Origin of the sequence: Planktothrix mougeotii LEGE 06226, assembly GCF_015207485.1 — a bacterium.
Classification (GTDB): Bacteria; Cyanobacteriota; Cyanobacteriia; order Cyanobacteriales; family Microcoleaceae; genus Planktothrix.
Genome location: NZ_JADEWU010000045.1, coordinates 26,154 through 46,900 on the forward strand (window position 1 = coordinate 26,154; position 20,747 = coordinate 46,900).

Consider the following 20,747-nt stretch of genomic DNA (forward strand, 5'->3'; position numbering starts at 1 on the left):
CTATTCTAATACTTAAGCATTTATTCAGTCTGCTATGGTTCAAACTGATCCCCCACGTTCCCCAAAAGAAGTCCTACCGACGATGTATGACCTCAAAAGTGAAGACCCGGAGGAACCCGGTTTGCCTGACGAATTCCATGATTTACAACCCGAATTATTGAGAATAACGTTTCATCTCCCTGATTATTCTCCTGACTCGATTTTTATTGCCAGTGACCTCAATCTCTATTATGACCCTCACCATCTGAACTGGTATAAACGCCCAGATTGGTTTGTGGTTATGGGGGTATCTCGGTTATATGAACAACGAGATTTACGCTTAAGTTATGTCACTTGGCAAGAAGGAGTAAACCCGTTTGTGGTGGTAGAATTATTATCACCGGGAACAGAAGCTGAAGATTTAGGTCAAACCTTGGGAGAAATTCATCAACCGCCGACAAAATGGGAAGTCTACGAACGAATTTTACGCATTCCTTATTATGTGGTTTTTAGTCGTTATACCCATGAACTGCGGGTGTTTCAAAATAATGCCAGTCGCTATCAGGAATTAACGGTTTCAAATTCACGGGTTTGGATGCCCGAATTGGAATTAGGGTTAGGATTATGGCAAGGATGTTATCAAGGAATTGCAGGATGTTGGTTGCGTTGGTATGATCAAAATCAGAATTGGATACCAACACCGACAGAACAAATAGAACAGGAACGTTTAAGGACAGAACAGGAGCGTTTAAGAGCAGAACAAGAACGACAAAAAGTTGAAGAATTAGAAGCCCTATTGCAGCGTTATCGAGAACAATATGGGGATTTATCCTAATAATTGTAGAGACGTGTCCCCTAATAATTGTAGAGACGTGCCTCCTAATAATTGTAGAGACGTGCCTCCTAATAATTGTAGAGACGTGCCCCCTAATAATTGTAGAGACGTGCCCCCTAATAATTGTAGAGACGTGCCCCCTAATAATTGTAGAGACGTGCCATGGCGCGTCTCTACAGATTTTGGGAAGGGTTAGATAGGGAATCAACGTTAGAATCCGTTACGAGCCCAAACAACCATTGAAATTGAAAAAGTAAACAGCACTAACAGCGAAACCCAGCCCAGTGACACAATATCCATAGTAATGTTTTAAAAAAACGTTGCAAAATAACTGCACTGTAGATCATAACTTGAAACGGAGCGATCGCGTGAACCTAAACTCCTCCTCAAATTTTACCGCCATAGAACGGTTAGAATCTCTCAAGGGAGGTCTTTTAGCCGGATTTTGTGTCGGACTGACTCATATTCTCCTCACTAGCCTTAACCTGTGGCTTTGGGGACAACCAATTAATGTTTGGCTTTCCGTCCCCATCGCAGGAATTAGCGGGTTTTTATTTGGTGTCACCTATCGATATATTATTCGGGGTGACCATAACCCCCAATTAAAATTAGGAGGAATTTTTGCTTTTGGACTGGTTCGCGGTTTAGCAGAAATTGAAATCCAACTTAAAACCCAAACCCCCCTGGAACAAATAGTTATTGTAGCTGGCGAAAGTTTATTATTATTTGCAATAGCGGGATTAATCTTAGATAAAGCTTTACAAAAAGGTTGGATTAAACCCTTTTGTTAAACTTTTCCCCTATTCCCGGTTTCCGATTTTAACTCAAATTCAAAACCTCAAAATCCGGTTCACCATAAGCCATATTGCGGTCAATCGCTGACAAAATCTTACCATTTGCTAAATCTGAAAATAAACAATTACAAACCAACTGACCCACATCCGCCCGATGAATTAGACCTGCAACCCGATAATTTTCCGTTAATACTCCATTCCCCGTTGCGGGTTCAGATTTTAACCCCCCCGGACGAATAATCGTGTAAGTTAGTCCACTCTTGATTAAATGTTGTTCGGCTTTTTCCTTTTCCACCAAAACCGATTTTAAAGTTTCCAACGCTTGAGGCGGTAAAGCCACCACACTCTCCCCACTCCCAATAGAAGACACTAAAATAAACTTTCTAACCCCTGCTTTCACCGCCGCATCAATTAAATTTTTATTTCCTAAATAATCAGCCCTCTCTCCATCTTTGGGTAAACCGCCAATGGTACTAATTACGGCGGAAATAGGTTCTGGGCCTAACATCGCCTGTTCAACGGTCGTTATCTCTAACGCATCCCCCATCACCACTTGTACCCCCATCCCTTCCAACTCTGGGCGAGTGTCCGGTGTTCTTAATAATGCTTTCACGTGTTTCTGTTGGTTTCGTAAGCAGTTCACCACTTCCCGTCCCACACCTCGACTCGCACCCCCAACAAAAATATAAGATTCCGTGTTCATAGATGTTAACGATTCAACAATTCTTTCTATGTATCAATCTACTATAGCAATCCGTATAGGGGTTGTAATATTTTATCGTAGGGGTTTGGTCTCCAAACCCAGGCAGAAAGAGGGTTGGGAGGGACGCCACCCCTACAGGTTTTGATCACAAATCATTTAGGATTGCTATAGATGGTTGTGCTAACCTAATCCTTCTAATAAATCAATAAAAGCTACAATCGTTTTATATTATCAATCTTTGTACGATTAAGTCCCCCCTATTAACAGTTCTAGCCGTGTCCTTACAAAAATTATTTCAAATTACCACTTCGGCGCCGCCGCCTATCCATTGTACAAATCCCGCCTGTCCCCAACCTCGGAACTCCTTGGGAAATCACATCTGCGAAACCTGTCAAACTCCCCTAACCTATCGGTATTTGTGGGCGACGGGCTCTGGGGCGAATCAAATTCAACCGGGTCAGTTAGTGGGAAATCGCTATTATGTGACCTTTCCCCAAGTTTGGTTAGATACCAAACCCGGAGCTCCGCCGATTTTACCCGATATCCTCTCGGAGTCAATTTTATCCTATTTATACTTACATCCTCATCGCCTGCATATTCCTGGAGTGTTTGGGGTGTATCCCTTGGGAATTCCCCCCGAAGCAACGGAAACTTTATTATTAGATAACATTCCCGTTGATAGTCGGGGTCAACTGTTACCGACATTAGTAGAAGCATGGCCCAAAACAAACCCCGTGCGTCAGGTGTATTGGTTATGGCAAATGCTGCAATTATGGACACCCTTAACCGAACAAGGTGCCGCCTATAGTTTATTAGTCAAAGATAATTTACGAGTAGATGGATGGCGGGTGCGGTTGCGAGAACTGCATCAAGGTAAAGTTCAACCCACCCAACGAGATTTAGCCGAATCTTGGACAGCGTTTATTGAAACCGCCCATCCCACCATCCAATATCGGTTACAAACCATTCATCAATTGCTGCGTCACCAGGAAGATTCGTTAAAAGAAGTGGCGAGTCAACTGAATCAATTATTAATGGAACAAGCGGCTCAATTACCCTTACATTTAGCCGTAATGGGATTAACAGATGTGGGGATTAAACGTTCCCATAATGAAGATAGTTGTTATCCGAATTTTCAGGATGTACGGAATCTCTATATTTATCCGAATGATAAATTAATTCCTAATTTAAGTATTGTTTGTGATGGTGTGGGCGGTCATGACGGGGGGGAAGTTGCTAGTCAATTAGCCGTACAATCTGTTAAACCGTTAATTCATAGTTTAATGGCGGAAATTTATGCTCAAGAAGAATTAGCATCGCCAGAATTAATTATGGAACAATTGCAAGAAATTGCTCGGGTTATTAATAATGTAATTGCGGCGCAAAATAATCAACAGGGACGAGAATTTAGACAACGGATGGGAACAACCTTAGTCATGGCCGTTCAACTCCCCCAAAAAGTCAAAACTCCAGAGGGAATTGAATTCAATAATTGCCATGAACTTTATATTGTCAATATTGGGGATAGTCGGGCTTATTGGATAACCCAGAATTCCTGTCAACAATTAACCCTGGATGATGATGTAGCAAATCGAGAAGTCCGTCAGGGTCGCTGTTTATATTGGGATGCTGCTCAACGCTCTGGTTCGGGTGCTTTAACCCAAGCGTTAGGAACTAGAGAAGCGGAATTTTTGCGCCCTATGGTGCAACGATTTATTATTGAAGAAGACGGATTATTATTATTATGTTCCGATGGATTAAGTGATAATCAACGAGTTGAACAATGTTGGCAAGATTTTTCCGCTTCGGTCTTAAATGGAGAACAATCTTTAGAATCTGCTGTACAAGGATGGATTGATGTTGCTAATGATAAAAATGGTCATGATAATGTTTCCGTTGTTTTAACTTATTGTGGGGTTTCTCCTCAAAAATTAGTGTTAGTAGAAACCATCCCGTTATCCACCAAACTAGAATCCCTAGAAACTGAACCAACGGAAGCATCTAAGGTTTTATTATATGGTGAATCCATTCCTGAACCGGAAATTCAACCCACACCAAAACCTGCCTCTAAATGGAAAGAACTTGCCTTTATTCTGAGTTTATTTGCCATAGTAATCTCCGCAGGTTTTGCCATTTGGTGGCAAGTCAGTCAATCTCAAATCCAATCAATTCCTGAACAACCAAAACCCACCAATAAACCTTAGTTTTAACTTAATTATGGTGTTCCCGCAGGAGTTCCACTTCCTAACTGAACATTAGGGGTTTGAATAATATTCGCTTGTTGACCATTCCATTTTTCCACCCGCACTCGTTCTATTCTTAAACGTTCTAATTCTAATAATTGGGGGGTAATTGAATTGGCTAATAAACGGTTTGATTCTGCTTCTGCTCTAGCTTGTTCAATGGTGACTTGAGCTTCTCCTTTTATATGCTGTTTTTTCTAAACTTTTTTCAGGGGGATAACCGTACTTTTTAAACGCTGTTGACAAAAGATTAAAATTTGCTATAACTAGATAGAATCTGGGAAATTTGCGATCGCTATTGAAAACCAACCTAATTTGATCAATCTTTTGGCTTCCACTAGCGACAACTGATAGGTGTTGGGAACAGAAAGACAAAATTAAGGGCTGAAACTTTTGTCTGTTCTGGGTTTGAAGTCTATCTACTTGATTAAGAGGTTGGCGCAAGTTCTGAAAGTCTTATGGGAAAGGTGTTTTAGGCTATTTTTATTTTTTCCTCTTGCTAACTCAATGGCTGAAATGGTATATTTAGATCTGTTAGGCGCAATCGAACCTCGAAAACTTCATAAATTAAGGGTTTCAGAAGCCTGCGGTTATAATAACCATTAATCCCTATCAGGGATTGAAACCTGAACCGATGAACGATTGAGTTCACCCCGTTCTGGTTATAATAACCATTAATCCCTATCAGGGATTGAAACTAGACTCTAGCTCCTGATTCCGTTCCCCTAGCTCCTCAATAGTTATAATAACCATTAATCCCTATCAGGGATTGAAACATCTTCCCCGCCGTAAATTTCATGCCAGAATTTCTGTTATAATAACCATTAATCCCTATCAGGGATTGAAACTCAATATTTATTCAACTTGAATAAACTTAAAAATAGGTTATAATAACCATTAATCCCTATCAGGGATTGAAACAAAGCCAAAAGATGATTATGAAATTAAGAATATGGTTATAATAACCATTAATCCCTATCAGGGATTGAAACTACCGTTCTGCTTATACTGTCTAATTTGGGCGGGGTTATAATAACCATTAATCCCTATCAGGGATTGAAACTAATTGGCTTATAAAATTAATTGTATTAATCATTATTTTGTTATAATAACCATTAATCCCTATCAGGGATTGAAACGGCTGAGTTCCCGTTCCTTGGGGGTGAGCAAGTTATAATAACCATTAATCCCTATCAGGGATTGAAACAAAAGGAAGTGTTGGATTAAAAACCACGCTGGCAGAAGAGTTATAATAACCATTAATCCCTATCAGGGATTGAAACAATAATTATATTATTTTAAATAATTATTTCATTCCTACGGAACATATAAAGTTATAATAACCATTAATCCCTATCAGGGATTGAAACCTCTAACGCATCCATTACTGCATCAAAATATTCCTCGTTATAATAACCATTAATCCCTATCAGGGATTGAAACATCTAATTTATCCATTTTCTATCCATTCACAAGTTATAATAACCATTAATCCCTATCAGGGATTGAAACAGGATGGCGGTGATGACGGTGAGGATGACGGTGATGTTATAATGTTATAATAACCATTAATCCCTATCAGGGATTGAAACCTATATTGAGATGTGGGAGACAACAACAAAGCCTGTTATAATAACCATTAATCCCTATCAGGGATTGAAACATAATCAAAGAAGGGTGAAGGCAGTAATTGATGTTGTTATAATAACCATTAATCCCTATCAGGGATTGAAACCTACGGATAGCAGTTTTGACAGAAATACTGTTCCCAGTTCCTCGGTTATAATAACCATTAATCCCTATCAGGGATTGAAACCTACGGATAGCTGATTCAGTCTGAATCTCAAACCGGGTTATAATAACCATTAATCCCTATCAGGGATTGAAACTGGTGTGAGGGAAGAGATAAGGAGGGAAAATTAACGTTATAATAACCATTAATCCCTATCAGGGATTGAAACACAGGAGTAATTCTGACCTCAATAACTGTATTGAGGTTATAATAACCATTAATCCCTATCAGGGATTGAAACTTCATGTTTAGCTGCATAGTCAACCGCGTCTAGAATGTTATAATAACCATTAATCCCTATCAGGGATTGAAACTTCCTCCCTTAGTAAAATTTGTTAATTCCCATAAAATCGTTATAATAACCATTAATCCCTATCAGGGATTGAAACAAAAGAGGTTTAGATCCCCGGTGGGTAGCGAAAAACTGTTTCACGTTATAATAACCATTAATCCCTATCAGGGATTGAAACAACGACAATTTGGATTCCTATTCACAAGGGATTAAGTTATAATAACCATTAATTCTATCAGTCAATAGGGACTCTTGCAATCGGGAATGGGGAATGGGGAATGGTTAAGAGTCAACACCCCTCTTTTCCACTGATCTGTTTAAGAATGTTGTGAATCATTTAATATAGTGAAATCCTGTAATAATTTATGTTTAGTTTAATGATTCATCAACAGCGTTTTTCCAGATTGTTATTGAGTTTCTTGATAACCCTTTCCTTGAATCCCTTACTGTTAGTGTCTGTCGCTCGTTCTCAAACTTTAGCTTATTGTAAATTATCTCCCCAAGCGATCGCTCAAAAAGAAAGTTTACGACAAACCGCATTAACCGGAGATGCCCAGGGTATTCAAAACTATAATACCATTATAATTCAACACGCTCAACAAGTCAATCAATGTCGTCAACGAATTAACCCCAAAACTCAAGCGATATGGTTAAGATTATATCCCTGTGATGCTCGACCCGGAGAAATTGAGCGGATTTTAGATAATATTATTAATAAAGGATATAATAAAGTTTATTTAGAAGTATTTTATGATGGTCAAGTGTTGTTACCTGCTAGTAAAAATCCCACAGCTTGGCCATCAGCAATGCGATCGCTAGGAATGGAAAACCGCGATTTATTAGCAGAAACCATCCAAAAAGGAAGACAACGAGGATTAAAAGTTTATGCTTGGATGTTTATGCTGAATTATGGTTATACTTATACTTTAAAACCCGATAGAAATTCAGTTTTGGCGCGGAATGGGAAAGGAGAAACAACAACAACAGCAGTGATTGACCAAACGAAAATCGACGAATATGGAGAAAGTTTTGTCAATCAAGGGTTTGTTGACCCCTATCATCCCACCGCTAGACAAGATTATTTAACCTTATTAAATACTATTTTACAACGTCGTCCCGATGGTGTTTTATTTGATTATGTTCGCTATCCCAAAGGGTTAGGAGGAGAATCCGTTGCGACCAAAGTTAAAGATTTATGGATTTATGGAGAAGCGTCTCAACAAGCCTTTTTAAATCGAGCTAGTAGTCAAAAAGGCAAAGACTTAATGCAGCGATTTATACAGCAAGGATTTATTACCGAAAATGATGTTAAGGCTGTCAATGAAAAGTATCCTGATGAAAAAGATAAACCTTATTGGCCAGATGAGAAACAATGGAAAACATTAGCCTCTGTTCCTAAACTGGGAGAAACTTTACAATTACAATTATGGCGGTTAAGTGTTGCCCATGCCAGACAGGGAGTTTTAGACTTTTTAGCAACCGTAACTCAACCTGTTCAAAGCCAAGGAATTCCTGCGGGAGCCGTATTTTTTCCTGAAGGAAATCGTAAAATAGGAGCCATGGGGTTTGACTCCCGAATGCAGCCTTGGGATCAATTTTCATCCTCAATAGAATGGCATCCCATGTCCTATGCAGTGTGTGGTCAAGTTAACTGTATTACGGCGCAAGTTCAGCAAGTTATTCAGCAAGCACCCCCAGGAACTCAAGTGATTCCCGCTTTAGCCGGAGATTGGGGAAAAGCATTAAAAAATCGCCCTTCTTTAGAACAACAAATGGTAAATATTTCGGCAACAATTCCTCAAATTAATGCGTTTAGTCATTATGGTTATGATTGGCAAGATTTGGAAGAAACCCGACAACGAAAATTCTGTAAACAGTAAATAGGTGTTGGGTGTCAGGGAAAGGACGAACAGTTAGCTAAATCTGTAAAATCTGTGATCAGAATTTTTTGTGATGTAATTTAGATAACGATGGGTTTAGCTCATAGCTGATAAATTCCGTTATAATAGAGGTATCAATTGGAGTTAATACAATGAAAAGTGCAGAACCTCAAGCAGGTTTAACCAGTATTATTTTAGGAATTGGATTAGCAATATTAGCATTAATCTCTGTAAATTCCTTTGTTATTGTTAACCCCGGTCAAGCGGGAGTATTGAGTATTTTAGGAAAAGCGCAAGATGGGGTATTATTAGAAGGAATTCATTTTAAGCCCCCTTTAGTTTCTAATGTTGACATTTATGATTTAACCGTGCAGAAATTTGAAGTTCCCGCCCAAAGTTCTACGAAAGATTTACAACAATTATCAGCGAGTTTTGCCATTAACTTTAGGCTTGACCCGCTACAAGTGGTGAGAATTCGACGAGAACAGGGAACGTTACAAAATGTTGTTTCTAAAGTAGTTGCTCCTCAAACTCAAGAATCCTTTAAAATTGCAGCAGCAAAACGAACCATTGAAGAAGCAATTACTCAACGGGAATTATTGAAATCAGACTTTGATGAAGCACTGAATGAACGATTAGATAAATATGGAATTATTGTCTTAGATACCAGTGTGGTTGATTTGGCTTTTTCTCCTGAATTTGCCAAAGCCGTTGAAGAAAAACAAATTGCTGAACAACGAGCAAGACGAGCCGTTTATATTGCAAAAGAAGCAGAACAACAAGCTCAAGCTGATATTAATCGGGCAAAAGGAACGGCAGAAGCTCAACGATTATTAGCCGAAACATTGAAAGCTACAGGGGGACAATTAGTCTTACAAAAAGAAGCCATTGAAGCTTGGGAAAAGGGAGGAGCACAAATGCCAAAAGTGTTAATTATGAATGGGGATAATAAAAGTATGGTGCCGTTTTTATTTAATTTAGGAAATCTCCCAGAAATGGGTTATGAATAATTGTTAAAACTCAGACTGTTGTGAGGGTTGATATTGCCAAATTTTGTCTCTTTGGATTATCCAGAGTTTACCTTCTACTTCTGCTTCATCTAAGGCATTAACTAGGGTATCAATTGCCTCATCCAAATCTTGTGGGGTAGGTTGAGAAGGTAAACGGATAACCACAATTCCTGAATAATTAGAGGGATTATAGCGGAAACGATTACTAAATCCTCTATCCAAAGTAATTAAACATCTTCCCTCACGATGACAAATTTCAATTAAGCTTAAATCATCCGTTGAACTTAGATTTTGACTTCTGACAGTTTCAACATCATGACCTGCTAAACGTAAACGTGCTACAGCCCGAAGATTTCCTAAATTTTCATCAAGTTTGATTTTCATTTAACCACAAATTAACGAGATCTAACCGAAATTTCCACATAACAATCACGGGACATTTCAGCACCATAAGCAATACAAGCTAGAATATCTTCACGTTCTATTCCAGGGTACTCTTCTAAGAGGGATTCAATGGTAACTCCACTGGCTAAAAAATCTAAGATGAGAGAAACCCAAATTCGATGACCCCGAATGCAAGGTTTGCCAAAACAAATGTTAGGATCAATAGAAATTCGAGACAGTAAACTTGCTGGTGTCATACTTCACCTATGGTATTGGGTTTCAGTTCGACTATTTCATAGTATAATTATACTTGATTTTTGTTAATTAATTGAGTCTGCTGAATTCATCTATTTTAAAACCCTTAAAAATCATGTCTATTTTTACACTACAATCCGTCAAAAAAGAATTTGGAACCAAAGAAATTCTCAGAGAAGCTAACTTTAGTTTAGATGCAACGGATAAAGTTGGTTTAATTGGTACTAATGGGTCAGGAAAATCAACGTTATTAAAAATGATTGCCGGACAGGAACCCATTGATGGGGGGCAACTTTGGGTGAACCCTAGAGCGAAAGTTATCTATTTACCGCAACAACCGAATTTAGATGAAAATCGCACGGTTTTAGAACAAATTTTTGCCGATAGTGGCGAACAAATGCACTTAATTCAAGAGTATGAAGATTTATCTCATAAATTAGCAAAACATCCTGAAGATTCCCAACTCTTAACGCAATTTTCCCAAGTGACTCAAAAAATGGATGCAACCAACGCTTGGGAATTAGAAAACCGAGCTAAAATTATTTTAACAAAATTAGGAATTGAAGATTTTGACACACCCATTCGTCAGTTATCCGGGGGATATCGCAAACGCATTGCTTTAGCAACGGCGTTATTAGTTGAACCCGATGTTTTATTAATGGATGAACCGACTAACCATTTAGATGCAATGTCCGTTGAATGGTTGCAAGATTACTTAAAAAATTATCGCGGTGCTTTATTATTAATTACCCATGACCGCTATTTCTTAGACCAAGTAACAAATCGGATTTTAGAATTAGACCGAGGAGACTTATTTACCTATTCAGGAAATTATTCTTATTTTTTAGAAAAGAAAGCGGAAGCCGAGGATATTGCTGTTAGTCAACAACGCAAACATCGGGGGGTTTTACGTCGGGAATTAGAATGGTTGAAGCGAGGGCCAAAAGCCAGAAGTACCAAACAAAAAGCTCGAATTCAACGCATTGAAGGAATGCAAGAAACGGAATTTAAACAAGTTCAGGGGAAAGTCGAAATTTCAACTCCGGGTCGTCGCATTGGGAAAAAAGTAATTGAATTAAATAACGTTTCTAAATCCTATAATAATCGGGTTTTAATTCAAGAGTTTACCTATAGTTTTAATCCCGATGACCGTTTAGGAATTATTGGAGGAAATGGCGTTGGAAAATCAACGTTATTAGATATGATTACAGGTCGAGTCCAACCCGATAGCGGAATATTAGAAATCGGGTCAACCATTCATATCGGTTATTTTGACCAACATTCTGAAGATTTATTAGAGGCGATGAATGAAAATCAGCGTGTAATTGATTATTTAAAAGAAGTGGCTGAATATGTGAAAACCGCCGATGGTACTCAAATTACTGCTTCTCAAATGTTAGAACGGTTTTTGTTTCCTCCCAGTCAACAATATTCCCCGTTAAACAAACTTTCGGGAGGAGAAAAACGACGGTTATTTTTATTACGGGTGTTAATGAGTGCGCCGAATGTATTAATTTTGGATGAACCGACAAATGATTTAGATGTGCAAACGTTATCGGTTTTAGAAGATTATTTAGAGGATTTTAATGGTTGCGTGATAGTGGTTTCCCACGACCGTTATTTTTTAGACCGAACTATTGAGACAATTTTTTCTTTTGAACCTGGGGGAAATTTACGACAATATCCGGGGAATTATTCGGTTTATTTAGACTATAAAAAAGCTGAGGATTTAGAGTTAAATCGTCAGGCGGTAAAAGTCGAAGAAAAAGGGAAAGATGTGGGGATGGAATCAGACAAATCTCAACGGTATTCTTGGGATAAAAGCGGACAACGTAAATTATCCTCTAAAGAACGGCGAGAATATGAAAAATTAGAGGTAAAAATTGCTGAATTAGAAGCAAAAAAAATCAAGTTAGAACAGGAATTATATCATGCACCGCCAGGGTCAGTTTCTAAAGTTCAAGACTTACATCAACAAGTCGAAACGATTACCCAAGAGATTGATAATGCAACAGAACGTTGGTTAGAATTAGCTGAAATTGCCTCTTCTAACTAATAAAAGGTAGAGATGATTTTAATCACCTCTACTGTTAGAAATTAAGCTATAAACGGCTTTGTTCTATGGAAGGTGAGGTATTGACATTCGTATCAATGGTTTTGGGTTGACTTGCTACCCGAATTAATCCAATTAATAATACCAGAATAATACCCATCAACGGCCAAAATGAATCTTCCGAGGATTTCTCTTTAGGGGTAGCCGGTTTTTCTCCAATCTCTCTAATATCATATTCATTCCCACCACAACTTTGACAAAACATCACATTTTTGTTGTAGGGATGGGGCAGAAAGTCACAGGGGAGCTTTTGAAGACCTTCATGATTTTTATAGGGGCAATTCACTTTATGAGTCATAGCGACCTCCCTATTTGTGGGATGATTAAAGAGTATGTCTTCTTAATGAGATACACCCTGTTAAAACGGTTTATTTTTATAATATAACGGTTATTTTCCGCAAAAGTCTCTATGAAAAGGGGGAAATTAAGCTTCTATCCATAGGCTTATCACCTTATATATTTTTCTATCTTATTATAGAGTTAAGTTTAAAGTTTGGCTGCTTTTAAAGTCAGTTAAAAAATTTTAGTTTTTATTAATAATAGAATGAGAAGGAATTTCAATCGAACGTAAAAATGCAGCACTTTCTTCAGGTAAAGCCGTATTAATATACATTCCACTGCCGAGTTCAAATCCGGCGGATAAAGAAACTCTGGGAATTAAAGCAATATACCAATGGGAATAATCAGTACGTTGTTCTGCGGTAGGAATTGAACGAATGGTATAGTTATAATCAGGATTATTTAACCCATAGTAAAGTTTGGCTAGGACAGTTTTTAAAGTTTTGGCTAAATCTAAAATTTCCACTTCGGTAATTTCATCAAAGGAAGACGTATGACGACGGGGAAAAATCCAAGTATGAAACGGTGAAAGAGCAGCATAAGGAATAAACGCCACAAAATGTTCACTGGTAAAAATAATTCGTTCTTGTGCTTGTAATTCCTCGGCTAAAGTTCGGCAAAAAATACATTCTCCCGTATCATCATAATAGCGAATTGCTTCCCGTGCACGATCACGCCATTGATAGGGTACAATGGGAATGGCGGCAATTTGAGAGTGCGGATGTTCTAAGGAAGTTCCCGCACCTCGACCATGATTTTTAAAGATAATAATAGTTTCCACACGAGAATCTAGGCGAATATCAGCATAGCGTTGGCGATAAACCCGAATAATATTCGCTAAATCTTCGATTTCCATTAACGCCATTGTTAAATCATGACGAGGATGTTCAATCACAACTTCATGAAATCCAAACCCTGATAAAGCTCTAAAAATACCGTCAGTTTCTCGAACTCTTTCACCTTCAGGAGATAAAGCGGGATATTTATTATTAACAACCCGGACTCGCCATTCTAAATCATGCGATAACCTTAACATTTCTTGACCTCCTGTTAACGGTTCATTCCCAGCACAAAAGGGACAATTAGAACGATAGTGAGGAATAGGGGTGAGAGACATTTCAGACTTAGAAAATTCATCGGGTCGTTTAGCCCGTTCAGTGGCAATAATCACCCAATCTCTTGTAATTAAATTTTGTCTGAGTTCAGTCATATTATCAAAAATGAATTGAAAAGGCTGAATATAAAATGAGGAACAGAGAGAATGATTTAATTGGGTAGAGTTAGTCCTCGTTTTGTTCCTAGATAAACAGCAAAACTCCCTAACCAATGACTTCCCCCATAGGAATTTCCTGATAAAGGATTTAAACCGACTTGGCGATGAAGATTTGCCACAGCTTTTAAAGCAGGAATTCGGTTATCTTCTGGAAATAAGCCTGAGATAATCCCGTCTAACATCCATGCCCGACTTAAGTTTAACCCATCAAAATGGGATTGTCCGTAATCTTCAGGATTTTCCAAAGTAATCGGATGAAACCAGTCCGTTTTCAAGTCACGGGGAAGTTCGGGTAAAAAAAGAGTTAACCATTCGCTAAATTCGACAGCCGGAAGCACCCGTCGCATTAAGTCTGCTTCTGCTAAACACGGAGAGAGAAAATCATAACCCAAGGGTTCACAATGCCAGGAATAATTGTGATCTTGACTATAGAATTTTTGAGCTTTATATTCAACTTCATCTAAGAGATTTTCCTGAGCCGTAATCGTTGCCCAATCTAACATTAATCCTAACGCAAAGGCGGTTTGATTGTGTAGTCCCGTGCGATTAGGATAGGTTAAGGTGTGTAACCAACTTCGCAGATTATTGACAACAACAGTTTCTAAAGGGGCTAAATTCTCCAATAAACCTTTAGCTTGTTCGTTATCCCATTCGGTTAATTCTGCTATTAACTGTAAAAACCAAACTAACCCATAGGGACATTCAAATCGAGGTTGAGACTTTAAAAACTCTGCTTCAATTTTAATAGTTTCAGGCGTTAAATTTTGGTTTAAGATCTCTCTAGCGGGGATAACAAAATCTGCTTCTGGAAAATATCGAATTAATCGGGTTAACATCCAATGATTATGAACCGCAGAATGCCAATCTAAACAGCCATAAAAAGCCGGATTGAGTTTTCGAGGAGGAATCAAATCAGCATCACTTTCTAACCAGTAACACTGAACATGAGGATATTCTTGAAGGGTACATTTCAAGCCAAATTCAGCAAAGCGATTGGCAACTTCTAAAGAAAAGGTTTCAGGGTTTAAATTCACGGGTTTGAAAATGGGATTTTAACTCATAAATATGATATAAATATTAGTTATATTGGAGAGTTGACTAAATTGCAATCATAATTAATAAATATTAAACTTAACTCTATATCCGTATATTTACTGACACTTTCAGTCATTGCTCTTAATCTGACTTAAAATTGGCAATCCTTCTTAACCTTAACCCCCAACTGAAGATGAAAGTTAAGGTTAAACAGATACAAAATTTAGGGAAACTTTGTGACCTTATTCATATTTGAGGCTGCCATCAATATTGGCAATATGTTCATTCAAGTTAATTGATGTTTCCACATCTGAACTCGTTTTGCTCGATAAATTAAAACAAATTCCTTCAAGTACCCCCTGATCAGATACGGTCAAATCGTAACAATTGATTAACCCTTGCTGTCCTAATTTTTTTGCTTCTTTCCAAGATAGAATGCCTTGGCGATTATTTTCAAGATATGGATTTAATTCCAGGGTTGTTTGCTGATAAGAACCATTCATTTTTTCACAGTTTGCTGAGAGAATGGCTTTTCCTAAACTTGCCATATCTGTACCACTCGAAACAGTAATATCTGTACAGGTATTACTAAATTCACCAATTGCCCATGCCTGACCACCCCATACATTGAAGCCTAGAACAACGGCTAAGACAAAGGTAATGATTACTTTTACCCACCCAGATAAAATTTTCATACTTTCCCTCTGAAAAATTAACATCTTCTCTAGTTTACAAGAAGATCAGCGATCGCTGCCATAAATTTCTCTCAATCACCTGAAGTACCCAGGAAAAACCAATGGTCAGAGTGCTACCACCATTTAGTCAAAGATTTTGTAGCGAGAACCCAGCACCAATTCGTTATTTAGGGGTTGCTGACGGGTTTGGAGTTTGAGTTTGTGTTTGACTTTGTTGAGGAATTTTAGGCGTTTCTGGGGGAAGTTTCCAATCTTCCAGGGAACGATTCATCGCTGATAAAATCTCATCAGAAATGACTAAAACTGTCATATCTTTTGGTGTAGGTTGAGGGGAGTTAATTTGAGCATATAAAGACTTTCCTTGAAAATCTTTTTTTCCTAATCGTAATTGATAAGTTGTATTATTCTTGAGTTTGATATCTATTTTATCTGTTACCGTATCTAACCCATAATCCTTGATTTTATCGGGTGAAACCGTTAACTTTTGAATTCCCGAATTAGGGTCAGAGGGGATGCTTTGATTTTTTAATAATTCCATTAAGAGATAATCTACTGAAGCAGGGTTTGCTAAAAATTGTGTTGGGGTTGTAATTTTCCAAGGGGATTTTTTTAACTCATCGGCATTCGTAACTCGTTCCACAGTAATGATTTGTTGAGGAGTTGTTACCGTAAAAGATTGAATTTCATCCTTACCAAAGGAAAATATTTTTTGTTGTTTGGCTTGAATTTCTTCCTGCTGTGTTTTTCCTCGAATTTCAAACACATAAACAAACCCTGCTAAACCTAGGGCTAAAGTCATTAAAATTAAAGTTGAACGTTGAAATTTCATAACCAATTCAGCATTAAACTACTTTTCAACCAGACACCGGGTTTCTCGCGTTAGTATAGAAACCCGGTTTCTACACCTAGATTTACCGTCTTTTCCACCATAAAAACACCGCCATTCCAAATCCAAATAAAGGGAGAACAACTAACCCTAACCAACTGAGAGTTTGTCCTAAAGTTGGAGTTATAGCAAGGCGACGACTGGTGGGTAATTTGGGGCGAATGGATAACGTTTCCTGGTCAGACTTGCTTAACCAACTCACTGAATTTAGAAACACATCGCCATTGAGTTGTTGACCAAACCATCCATTTGTTGCAAATTGTGAATTTCCAAACACCACTAACCGCGCTTCAGGTTTTTCCTCGGAAGGTTGGGGCGTTGGCGTTGGACTCGGTGATGGTTTATTCGCCGCATCCTCCGCTTTTTTTGGGGTACGACTTAAGGCCACACCCAGAGATAGGGGGCCTTGTCGGTCAACTCCGGGGTTAAGCTGAAGTTCAGGACTCTTCAGGTCACTTTCAGCCCAAGTTTGATCATTTGTCCAAATTAACGGACTTTCTGTAATTCCATCAATGGGGCGACTTTCAACGGGACTAGCATAGGGATAAATCGAAATACCATTACCAAAATCTTGCGTAATTGGATGTTGACCATATTCTCGCACAATCGGAACCGTAGGCCCTAACCCGACTAAACGCCCACTTCCTGACCCATCAATGGCTAGGCGAGTATCAACTTTAATTCCCCATTTTTCTAATAGATCATCTAAACCATGATTGGTTTGTGGGTCTAACATTAATAAAATAGAGCCACCTTGGTCTAAATAAGCTTCTAATGCTTTCACTTCCCCTTCAAATAATTTTCGTTGAGGACTAGCAACAATAATCACATCCGCATCCGTTGGAACTGCTGTTTTTTCGGCTAAATTTATCGGTTCTGCTATAAAATTCTTTTCTTTTAAACTATTTAAAGCCTCTGATAATCCTCCTTGTCCTTCGGTTAAAGGCCGTTCTCCATGACCTTGCAGAAAATAAACTTTAGGAGTGCGGTTACTCACTAATTGTTCAAGATTATTTGTTAGTTTTATTTCTGTTAACGGTTCTAATGCTTCTTTTCTAACTCGTTGGCGTTTTTCACCTGATTCTAAATAAATTTCTCCAAATTCTTGTACCCCAAATTGTTGAGCCAGCCCCGGTTTAGCTTGGGGGTCTACAAATTCATATTGAAAATTTTTGCCCCCAATGCGTTCATAACTGACTAATAATTCTTGGGTTTGAGGATTTTCCCCTCGGTCAAAAACCCAAACTTTCACAGGTTGTTTAAAGCTTTTTACTAAAGTTTGGGTTTGGGGAGATAACGTAAATTGTTGATTTTCCGTTAAATCAATTCGCCAGTTATTTCTAATGGCAATAAAATTGATTAATCCCAAAATAACCAAAACAGAAATTGTAGAAGCTAAAGCATTTGTTCCGGCTTGGGTAGAGCGACGACTCCAATAAGGTGTTTGAGATTGATTCTGGGGTTTAAAATAAGCTTGAAACAAAAACCATAAGCCTAAAAATACCACTCCGGTAATGATTAAAATTAAGGAAATTGGTTCCCAACTTCCGATCACAACACCCGCCGATATTCCCATCACGATTAAACAAGGCCCAAGCCAAAATAGGAATAAAATCAGTTTACTATTGATTTTAAATTGTTTTTTTTTCATAACTTAATCAAGAGTCAGGATAAAAAAGTTTGATAGATTTAGATTCCGAACTGAGTCAGTTATTAACTTCGTTGGAAGCGTAACGCATCAATAGATTGAGCCGTCAGAAATATTCCGACAATAATATAACTAGCTAATAGAATAATGCTACTACTATCAACAATTCCTCGAATAAAGTTAGTATAACTGGAAATCAAAGACAAATGTTTTAACCCTTCTCCCAAAATTCCCCCTACACTGCTTCCAATTAAGTCTATAACCCATAAGAATAAAATCAGGGCAAAGGTAAATACAGCCGATAAAATTGTGCTATCCGTTAAAGAAGAAATAAACATTCCCAAGGATAAAACCCCCGCCGCAAATAAAATTAACCCTAGATGAGCCAAAAGAAATACCTGCGGTGCAAGAGGCGGGTTAGAAGCACTTAACGCTAACGCTTCTAATCCCATCAATGGTAAAATCATCGTGAAATAAAAGGTCAGTACCCCCAATAATTTTCCGGTTGCTACTACCCAATTTGTTAGGGGAGAAGTAGCTAATAGTTCTAAGGTTCCCCGTTTGCGTTCTTCCGCATATAATCCCATTGATAACATCGGTAATACAAATAAAGATAACGTTCCAATTAATCGCAAATAGACTTGTAAAAATTCATAAGGTAAATCAATTGGTGGCTCAGTCATTCCCATTTGATCTCGATAAGCAACCTGTTGAATTAACCCATCTGGCCCCAATAAAATCGCAATAAAAAAGTAACCCGTAATCAGCCAAAAAACTCCTGCAATGGCATAGGCTAAGGGAGAGGCAAAATACCCCTGTAACTCTTTCCGATAAATTGCCAGAATATTGTTCAGCATCACTAACATAATTATTACTTATCCGAGTCAGATGTTAAATTTTCGGGTTGAGAGTCAGTATCTTCTCGTCTTTCAGATTCCAGATTTTCCGGTTCTGAAGCCAGGTCTCCCTCTGTTTCTGTATCCGTTATCATATCTGAGTTGGTGTCAGTTATAAACTCAGTTTTTTCAGGAGGATTTTGGGTTGTTAACTCTAAAAATACATCTTCTAAAGTGGCGCGAGTTCGTCGCAGTTCATACACTTTTAAATCTAAGGCGAATAAAGCAGCAAGAATTTCAGGTGCAGGTTCTTGATCCAGTTCACAACTCAACCTTAACTGCTCTCGATTGTTTCCTTCTGAAATTTTGAGTTGCTCAACAACTTTCACCCCGGATATCTGGTTTAAGGTAACTAATTTTTCAGACGTGATTTCCCCCTCAACTTCTACTTCATATCCTGACCCCCCAGTTAACTGTTCCATCAAGGTTTCTGGTGTTCCCGTTGCCACAATTTGACCTCGATTAATAATGGCAACTTGGCTACAAGTCATACTCACTTCCGGTAAAATATGAGTTGATAAAACAATCGTATGACTTCCCGCTAAACTTTTAATTAAATTCCGAACTTCAATAATTTGCCGAGGATCTAGTCCTACCGTGGGTTCATCTAATACAATCACAGGCGGATCATGAACAATCGCTTGAGCAATTCCAACCCGTTGTCGATAGCCTTTTGATAATTTCCGAATTAAAGATTTTCGTCGTTCTAATAATCCACATTTTGCCATCGCCGTTTCTACATTGGTTTTGCGATCACCAGCGACAACTCGTTTAATCTGTGCAACAAAATGCAAATATCCTTCAACCGTCATATCAGGATATAAGGGCGGATTTTCCGGTAAATACCCAATCCGTTGCCGCACATCCATTGATTGTTCGTGGACATCAAACCCAGCAATTCTCGCCGTTCCACTCGTTGCGGGAAGATAGGCTGATAAAATTCGCAGGGTGGTTGTTTTACCCGCCCCATTAGGCCCTAAAAATCCCAAAATTGCCCCCGGCTCCACCGCAAAGGAAACATCCCGCAGCGCCACAGTAGAACCATAGGTTTTACACAACTTCTCGACTTCAATCATGCTGACCGCTTGAGCAACGTTTCTTACTGTAGCTTGAAATGGGCATCCTCAGACACAGACATAAATCCTTCAGGACTGACGCAACTCCTAACAGCACTCTCTAAAAGATTCAACGGCTCTATCCTCAAGTCATATCTATATATATAAGAACTTTTAACGGATCAATCTGAACTGTCATCCAAGCTGTATCAGTGTTTGAGGTACATATAAACCAAATTCATATCAGCTACTATAATCGATAACTATAACAAATATAAAAAAATCCCCCAAAGGGTTGACACAGCCAAGAAAGGCTGCTAGATTAATAAGAGTGTCGAAAAACAAAGACGGCACGCCGAACCTGGACAACTAAAGAGTTTGAAAGCCAAGTTAGCACATTCTATAATCTCGTCTTTAAGAATTTCTTCTTAATCGGGGAGTTTAACACAAACTTTCTGAAAAAGCAAAAAATTCTAAAACTTTGAGAAACAAGTTTTAGAGCCAAAAAAACAGATTCTTCAAAATGGAGAGTTTGATCCTGGCTCAGGATGAACGCTGGCGGTCTGCTTAACACATGCAAGTCGAACGGAAGTAGCAATACTTTAGTGGCGGACGGGTGAGTAACACGTAAGAACCTGCC

18 protein-coding genes, 1 rRNA gene and 1 CRISPR repeat array are annotated in these 20,747 nt (G+C 38.4%); of the genes, 7 read left to right on the plus strand and 12 right to left on the minus strand.

All coding sequences use genetic code 11. The annotated features are described in order from the left end of the window. Positions 1 to 34 precede the first annotated feature (34 nt). Positions 35 to 814 (plus strand): Uma2 family endonuclease, encoded by a 780-nt coding sequence (locus tag IQ236_RS17680; RefSeq protein WP_193870516.1) that lies wholly within the window; start codon positions 35 to 37, stop codon positions 812 to 814. A 210-nt stretch (positions 815 to 1,024) separates the two neighbouring features. On the opposite strand, the gene petN is transcribed toward IQ236_RS17680, so the two are convergent. Beyond that, complete coding sequence (gene petN / locus IQ236_RS17685; RefSeq protein ID WP_071782645.1) at positions 1,025 to 1,114, minus strand: cytochrome b6-f complex subunit PetN; 90 nt, start codon at positions 1,112 to 1,114, stop codon at positions 1,025 to 1,027. A gap of 68 nt (positions 1,115 to 1,182) precedes the next feature. Between petN and IQ236_RS17690 the strand changes: the two genes are divergently transcribed. Further along, positions 1,183 to 1,605 (plus strand): hypothetical protein, encoded by a 423-nt coding sequence (locus tag IQ236_RS17690; RefSeq protein WP_193870517.1) that lies wholly within the window; start codon positions 1,183 to 1,185, stop codon positions 1,603 to 1,605. Between the two features lie 28 nt (positions 1,606 to 1,633). On the opposite strand, the gene IQ236_RS17695 is transcribed toward IQ236_RS17690, so the two are convergent. Then, positions 1,634 to 2,311, minus strand: coding sequence for an SDR family oxidoreductase (locus IQ236_RS17695; protein WP_193870518.1), 678 nt, complete (start codon positions 2,309 to 2,311; stop codon positions 1,634 to 1,636). 275 nt (positions 2,312 to 2,586) lie between these two features. Between IQ236_RS17695 and IQ236_RS17700 the strand changes: the two genes are divergently transcribed. The 3 genes from IQ236_RS17700 to IQ236_RS17710 all read left to right on the plus strand — a co-directional run bounded on the left by IQ236_RS17700 (position 2,587) and on the right by IQ236_RS17710 (position 9,528). Beyond that, complete coding sequence (locus tag IQ236_RS17700) at positions 2,587 to 4,515, plus strand: PP2C family protein-serine/threonine phosphatase (RefSeq protein WP_193870519.1); 1,929 nt, start codon at positions 2,587 to 2,589, stop codon at positions 4,513 to 4,515. Positions 4,516 to 5,143: 628 nt separating this feature from the next. Then, positions 5,144 to 6,816: direct repeats of the CRISPR family, unit length 37 nt; unit sequence GTTATAATAACCATTAATCCCTATCAGGGATTGAAAC. Between the two features lie 187 nt (positions 6,817 to 7,003). Continuing rightward, positions 7,004 to 8,518: a family 10 glycosylhydrolase gene (locus tag IQ236_RS17705; protein ID WP_193870520.1), complete on the plus strand. Its 1,515-nt coding sequence runs from the start codon at positions 7,004 to 7,006 to the stop codon at positions 8,516 to 8,518. A 152-nt stretch (positions 8,519 to 8,670) separates the two neighbouring features. Next, a complete protein-coding gene (locus IQ236_RS17710) occupies positions 8,671 to 9,528 on the plus strand; it encodes a prohibitin family protein (protein WP_193870521.1) in 858 nt (285 codons plus the stop codon). A gap of 3 nt (positions 9,529 to 9,531) precedes the next feature. Here IQ236_RS17710 and IQ236_RS17715 read toward each other — a convergent pair whose 3' ends face one another. Together IQ236_RS17715 and IQ236_RS17720 are read right to left on the minus strand one after the other, a co-directional pair. Continuing rightward, positions 9,532 to 9,912, minus strand: a complete 381-nt coding sequence (locus IQ236_RS17715; RefSeq protein WP_193870522.1) for a DUF5615 family PIN-like protein — start codon at positions 9,910 to 9,912, stop codon at positions 9,532 to 9,534. A gap of 11 nt (positions 9,913 to 9,923) precedes the next feature. Continuing rightward, complete coding sequence (locus tag IQ236_RS17720; protein WP_193870523.1) at positions 9,924 to 10,169, minus strand: DUF433 domain-containing protein; 246 nt, start codon at positions 10,167 to 10,169, stop codon at positions 9,924 to 9,926. Positions 10,170 to 10,282: 113 nt separating this feature from the next. Between IQ236_RS17720 and IQ236_RS17725 the strand changes: the two genes are divergently transcribed. Further along, positions 10,283 to 12,223, plus strand: coding sequence for an ABC-F family ATP-binding cassette domain-containing protein (locus IQ236_RS17725; RefSeq protein ID WP_193870524.1), 1,941 nt, complete (start codon positions 10,283 to 10,285; stop codon positions 12,221 to 12,223). Between the two features lie 46 nt (positions 12,224 to 12,269). Here the strand turns inward: IQ236_RS17725 and IQ236_RS17730 are convergent, their stop codons facing one another. The 8 genes from IQ236_RS17730 to IQ236_RS17765 form a co-directional block, all read right to left on the minus strand. Beyond that, the gene (locus IQ236_RS17730; RefSeq protein ID WP_193870525.1) at positions 12,270 to 12,578 is read right to left on the minus strand and encodes a hypothetical protein; all 309 of its coding nucleotides are present in this window, start codon (positions 12,576 to 12,578) and stop codon (positions 12,270 to 12,272) included. Positions 12,579 to 12,803: 225 nt separating this feature from the next. After that, complete coding sequence (galT, locus tag IQ236_RS17735) at positions 12,804 to 13,841, minus strand: galactose-1-phosphate uridylyltransferase (protein WP_322744237.1); 1,038 nt, start codon at positions 13,839 to 13,841, stop codon at positions 12,804 to 12,806. A 44-nt stretch (positions 13,842 to 13,885) separates the two neighbouring features. After that, entirely contained in the window at positions 13,886 to 14,926 is a 1,041-nt protein-coding gene (locus tag IQ236_RS17740) for a DUF2891 domain-containing protein (RefSeq protein ID WP_193870527.1), read from the minus strand. Between the two features lie 243 nt (positions 14,927 to 15,169). Continuing rightward, on the minus strand, positions 15,170 to 15,622 hold the full coding sequence (locus IQ236_RS17745) for a CVNH domain-containing protein (protein ID WP_193870528.1): 453 nt from the start codon (positions 15,620 to 15,622) through the stop codon (positions 15,170 to 15,172). A gap of 163 nt (positions 15,623 to 15,785) precedes the next feature. Beyond that, on the minus strand, positions 15,786 to 16,451 hold the full coding sequence (locus tag IQ236_RS17750) for a DUF4340 domain-containing protein (RefSeq protein WP_193870529.1): 666 nt from the start codon (positions 16,449 to 16,451) through the stop codon (positions 15,786 to 15,788). A gap of 82 nt (positions 16,452 to 16,533) precedes the next feature. Then, a complete protein-coding gene (locus IQ236_RS17755; protein ID WP_193870530.1) occupies positions 16,534 to 18,159 on the minus strand; it encodes a GldG family protein in 1,626 nt (541 codons plus the stop codon). Positions 18,160 to 18,221: 62 nt separating this feature from the next. Further along, complete coding sequence (locus IQ236_RS17760; protein WP_193870531.1) at positions 18,222 to 19,022, minus strand: ABC transporter permease; 801 nt, start codon at positions 19,020 to 19,022, stop codon at positions 18,222 to 18,224. Positions 19,023 to 19,027: 5 nt separating this feature from the next. Continuing rightward, a complete protein-coding gene (locus IQ236_RS17765) occupies positions 19,028 to 20,128 on the minus strand; it encodes an ABC transporter ATP-binding protein (RefSeq protein WP_193870532.1) in 1,101 nt (366 codons plus the stop codon). 499 nt (positions 20,129 to 20,627) lie between these two features. Here IQ236_RS17765 and IQ236_RS17770 point away from each other — a divergent pair. Then, positions 20,628 to 20,747, plus strand: a 16S ribosomal RNA gene (locus IQ236_RS17770); the annotation flags it as partial.

Excerpts from the sequence above, each read along its gene's own strand:
- IQ236_RS17730 (WP_193870525.1), bottom strand. The coding sequence starts at position 12,578 with ATGACTCATAAAGTGAATTGCCCCTATAAAAATCATGAAGGTCTTCAA.
- IQ236_RS17765 (WP_193870532.1), bottom strand. The coding sequence starts at position 20,128 with ATGATTGAAGTCGAGAAGTTGTGTAAAACCTATGGTTCTACTGTGGCG.
- petN (WP_071782645.1), bottom strand. The coding sequence starts at position 1,114 with ATGGATATTGTGTCACTGGGCTGGGTTTCGCTGTTAGTGCTGTTTACT.
- IQ236_RS17745 (WP_193870528.1), bottom strand. The coding sequence starts at position 15,622 with ATGAAAATTTTATCTGGGTGGGTAAAAGTAATCATTACCTTTGTCTTA.
- IQ236_RS17715 (WP_193870522.1), bottom strand. The coding sequence starts at position 9,912 with ATGAAAATCAAACTTGATGAAAATTTAGGAAATCTTCGGGCTGTAGCA.
- IQ236_RS17680 (WP_193870516.1), top strand. The coding sequence starts at position 35 with ATGGTTCAAACTGATCCCCCACGTTCCCCAAAAGAAGTCCTACCGACG.
- IQ236_RS17750 (WP_193870529.1), bottom strand. The coding sequence starts at position 16,451 with ATGAAATTTCAACGTTCAACTTTAATTTTAATGACTTTAGCCCTAGGT.
- IQ236_RS17710 (WP_193870521.1), top strand. The coding sequence starts at position 8,671 with ATGAAAAGTGCAGAACCTCAAGCAGGTTTAACCAGTATTATTTTAGGA.
- IQ236_RS17695 (WP_193870518.1), bottom strand. The coding sequence starts at position 2,311 with ATGAACACGGAATCTTATATTTTTGTTGGGGGTGCGAGTCGAGGTGTG.
- IQ236_RS17720 (WP_193870523.1), bottom strand. The coding sequence starts at position 10,169 with ATGACACCAGCAAGTTTACTGTCTCGAATTTCTATTGATCCTAACATT.
- IQ236_RS17725 (WP_193870524.1), top strand. The coding sequence starts at position 10,283 with ATGTCTATTTTTACACTACAATCCGTCAAAAAAGAATTTGGAACCAAA.
- IQ236_RS17760 (WP_193870531.1), bottom strand. The coding sequence starts at position 19,022 with ATGTTAGTGATGCTGAACAATATTCTGGCAATTTATCGGAAAGAGTTA.
- IQ236_RS17755 (WP_193870530.1), bottom strand. The coding sequence starts at position 18,159 with ATGAAAAAAAAACAATTTAAAATCAATAGTAAACTGATTTTATTCCTA.
- IQ236_RS17705 (WP_193870520.1), top strand. The coding sequence starts at position 7,004 with ATGTTTAGTTTAATGATTCATCAACAGCGTTTTTCCAGATTGTTATTG.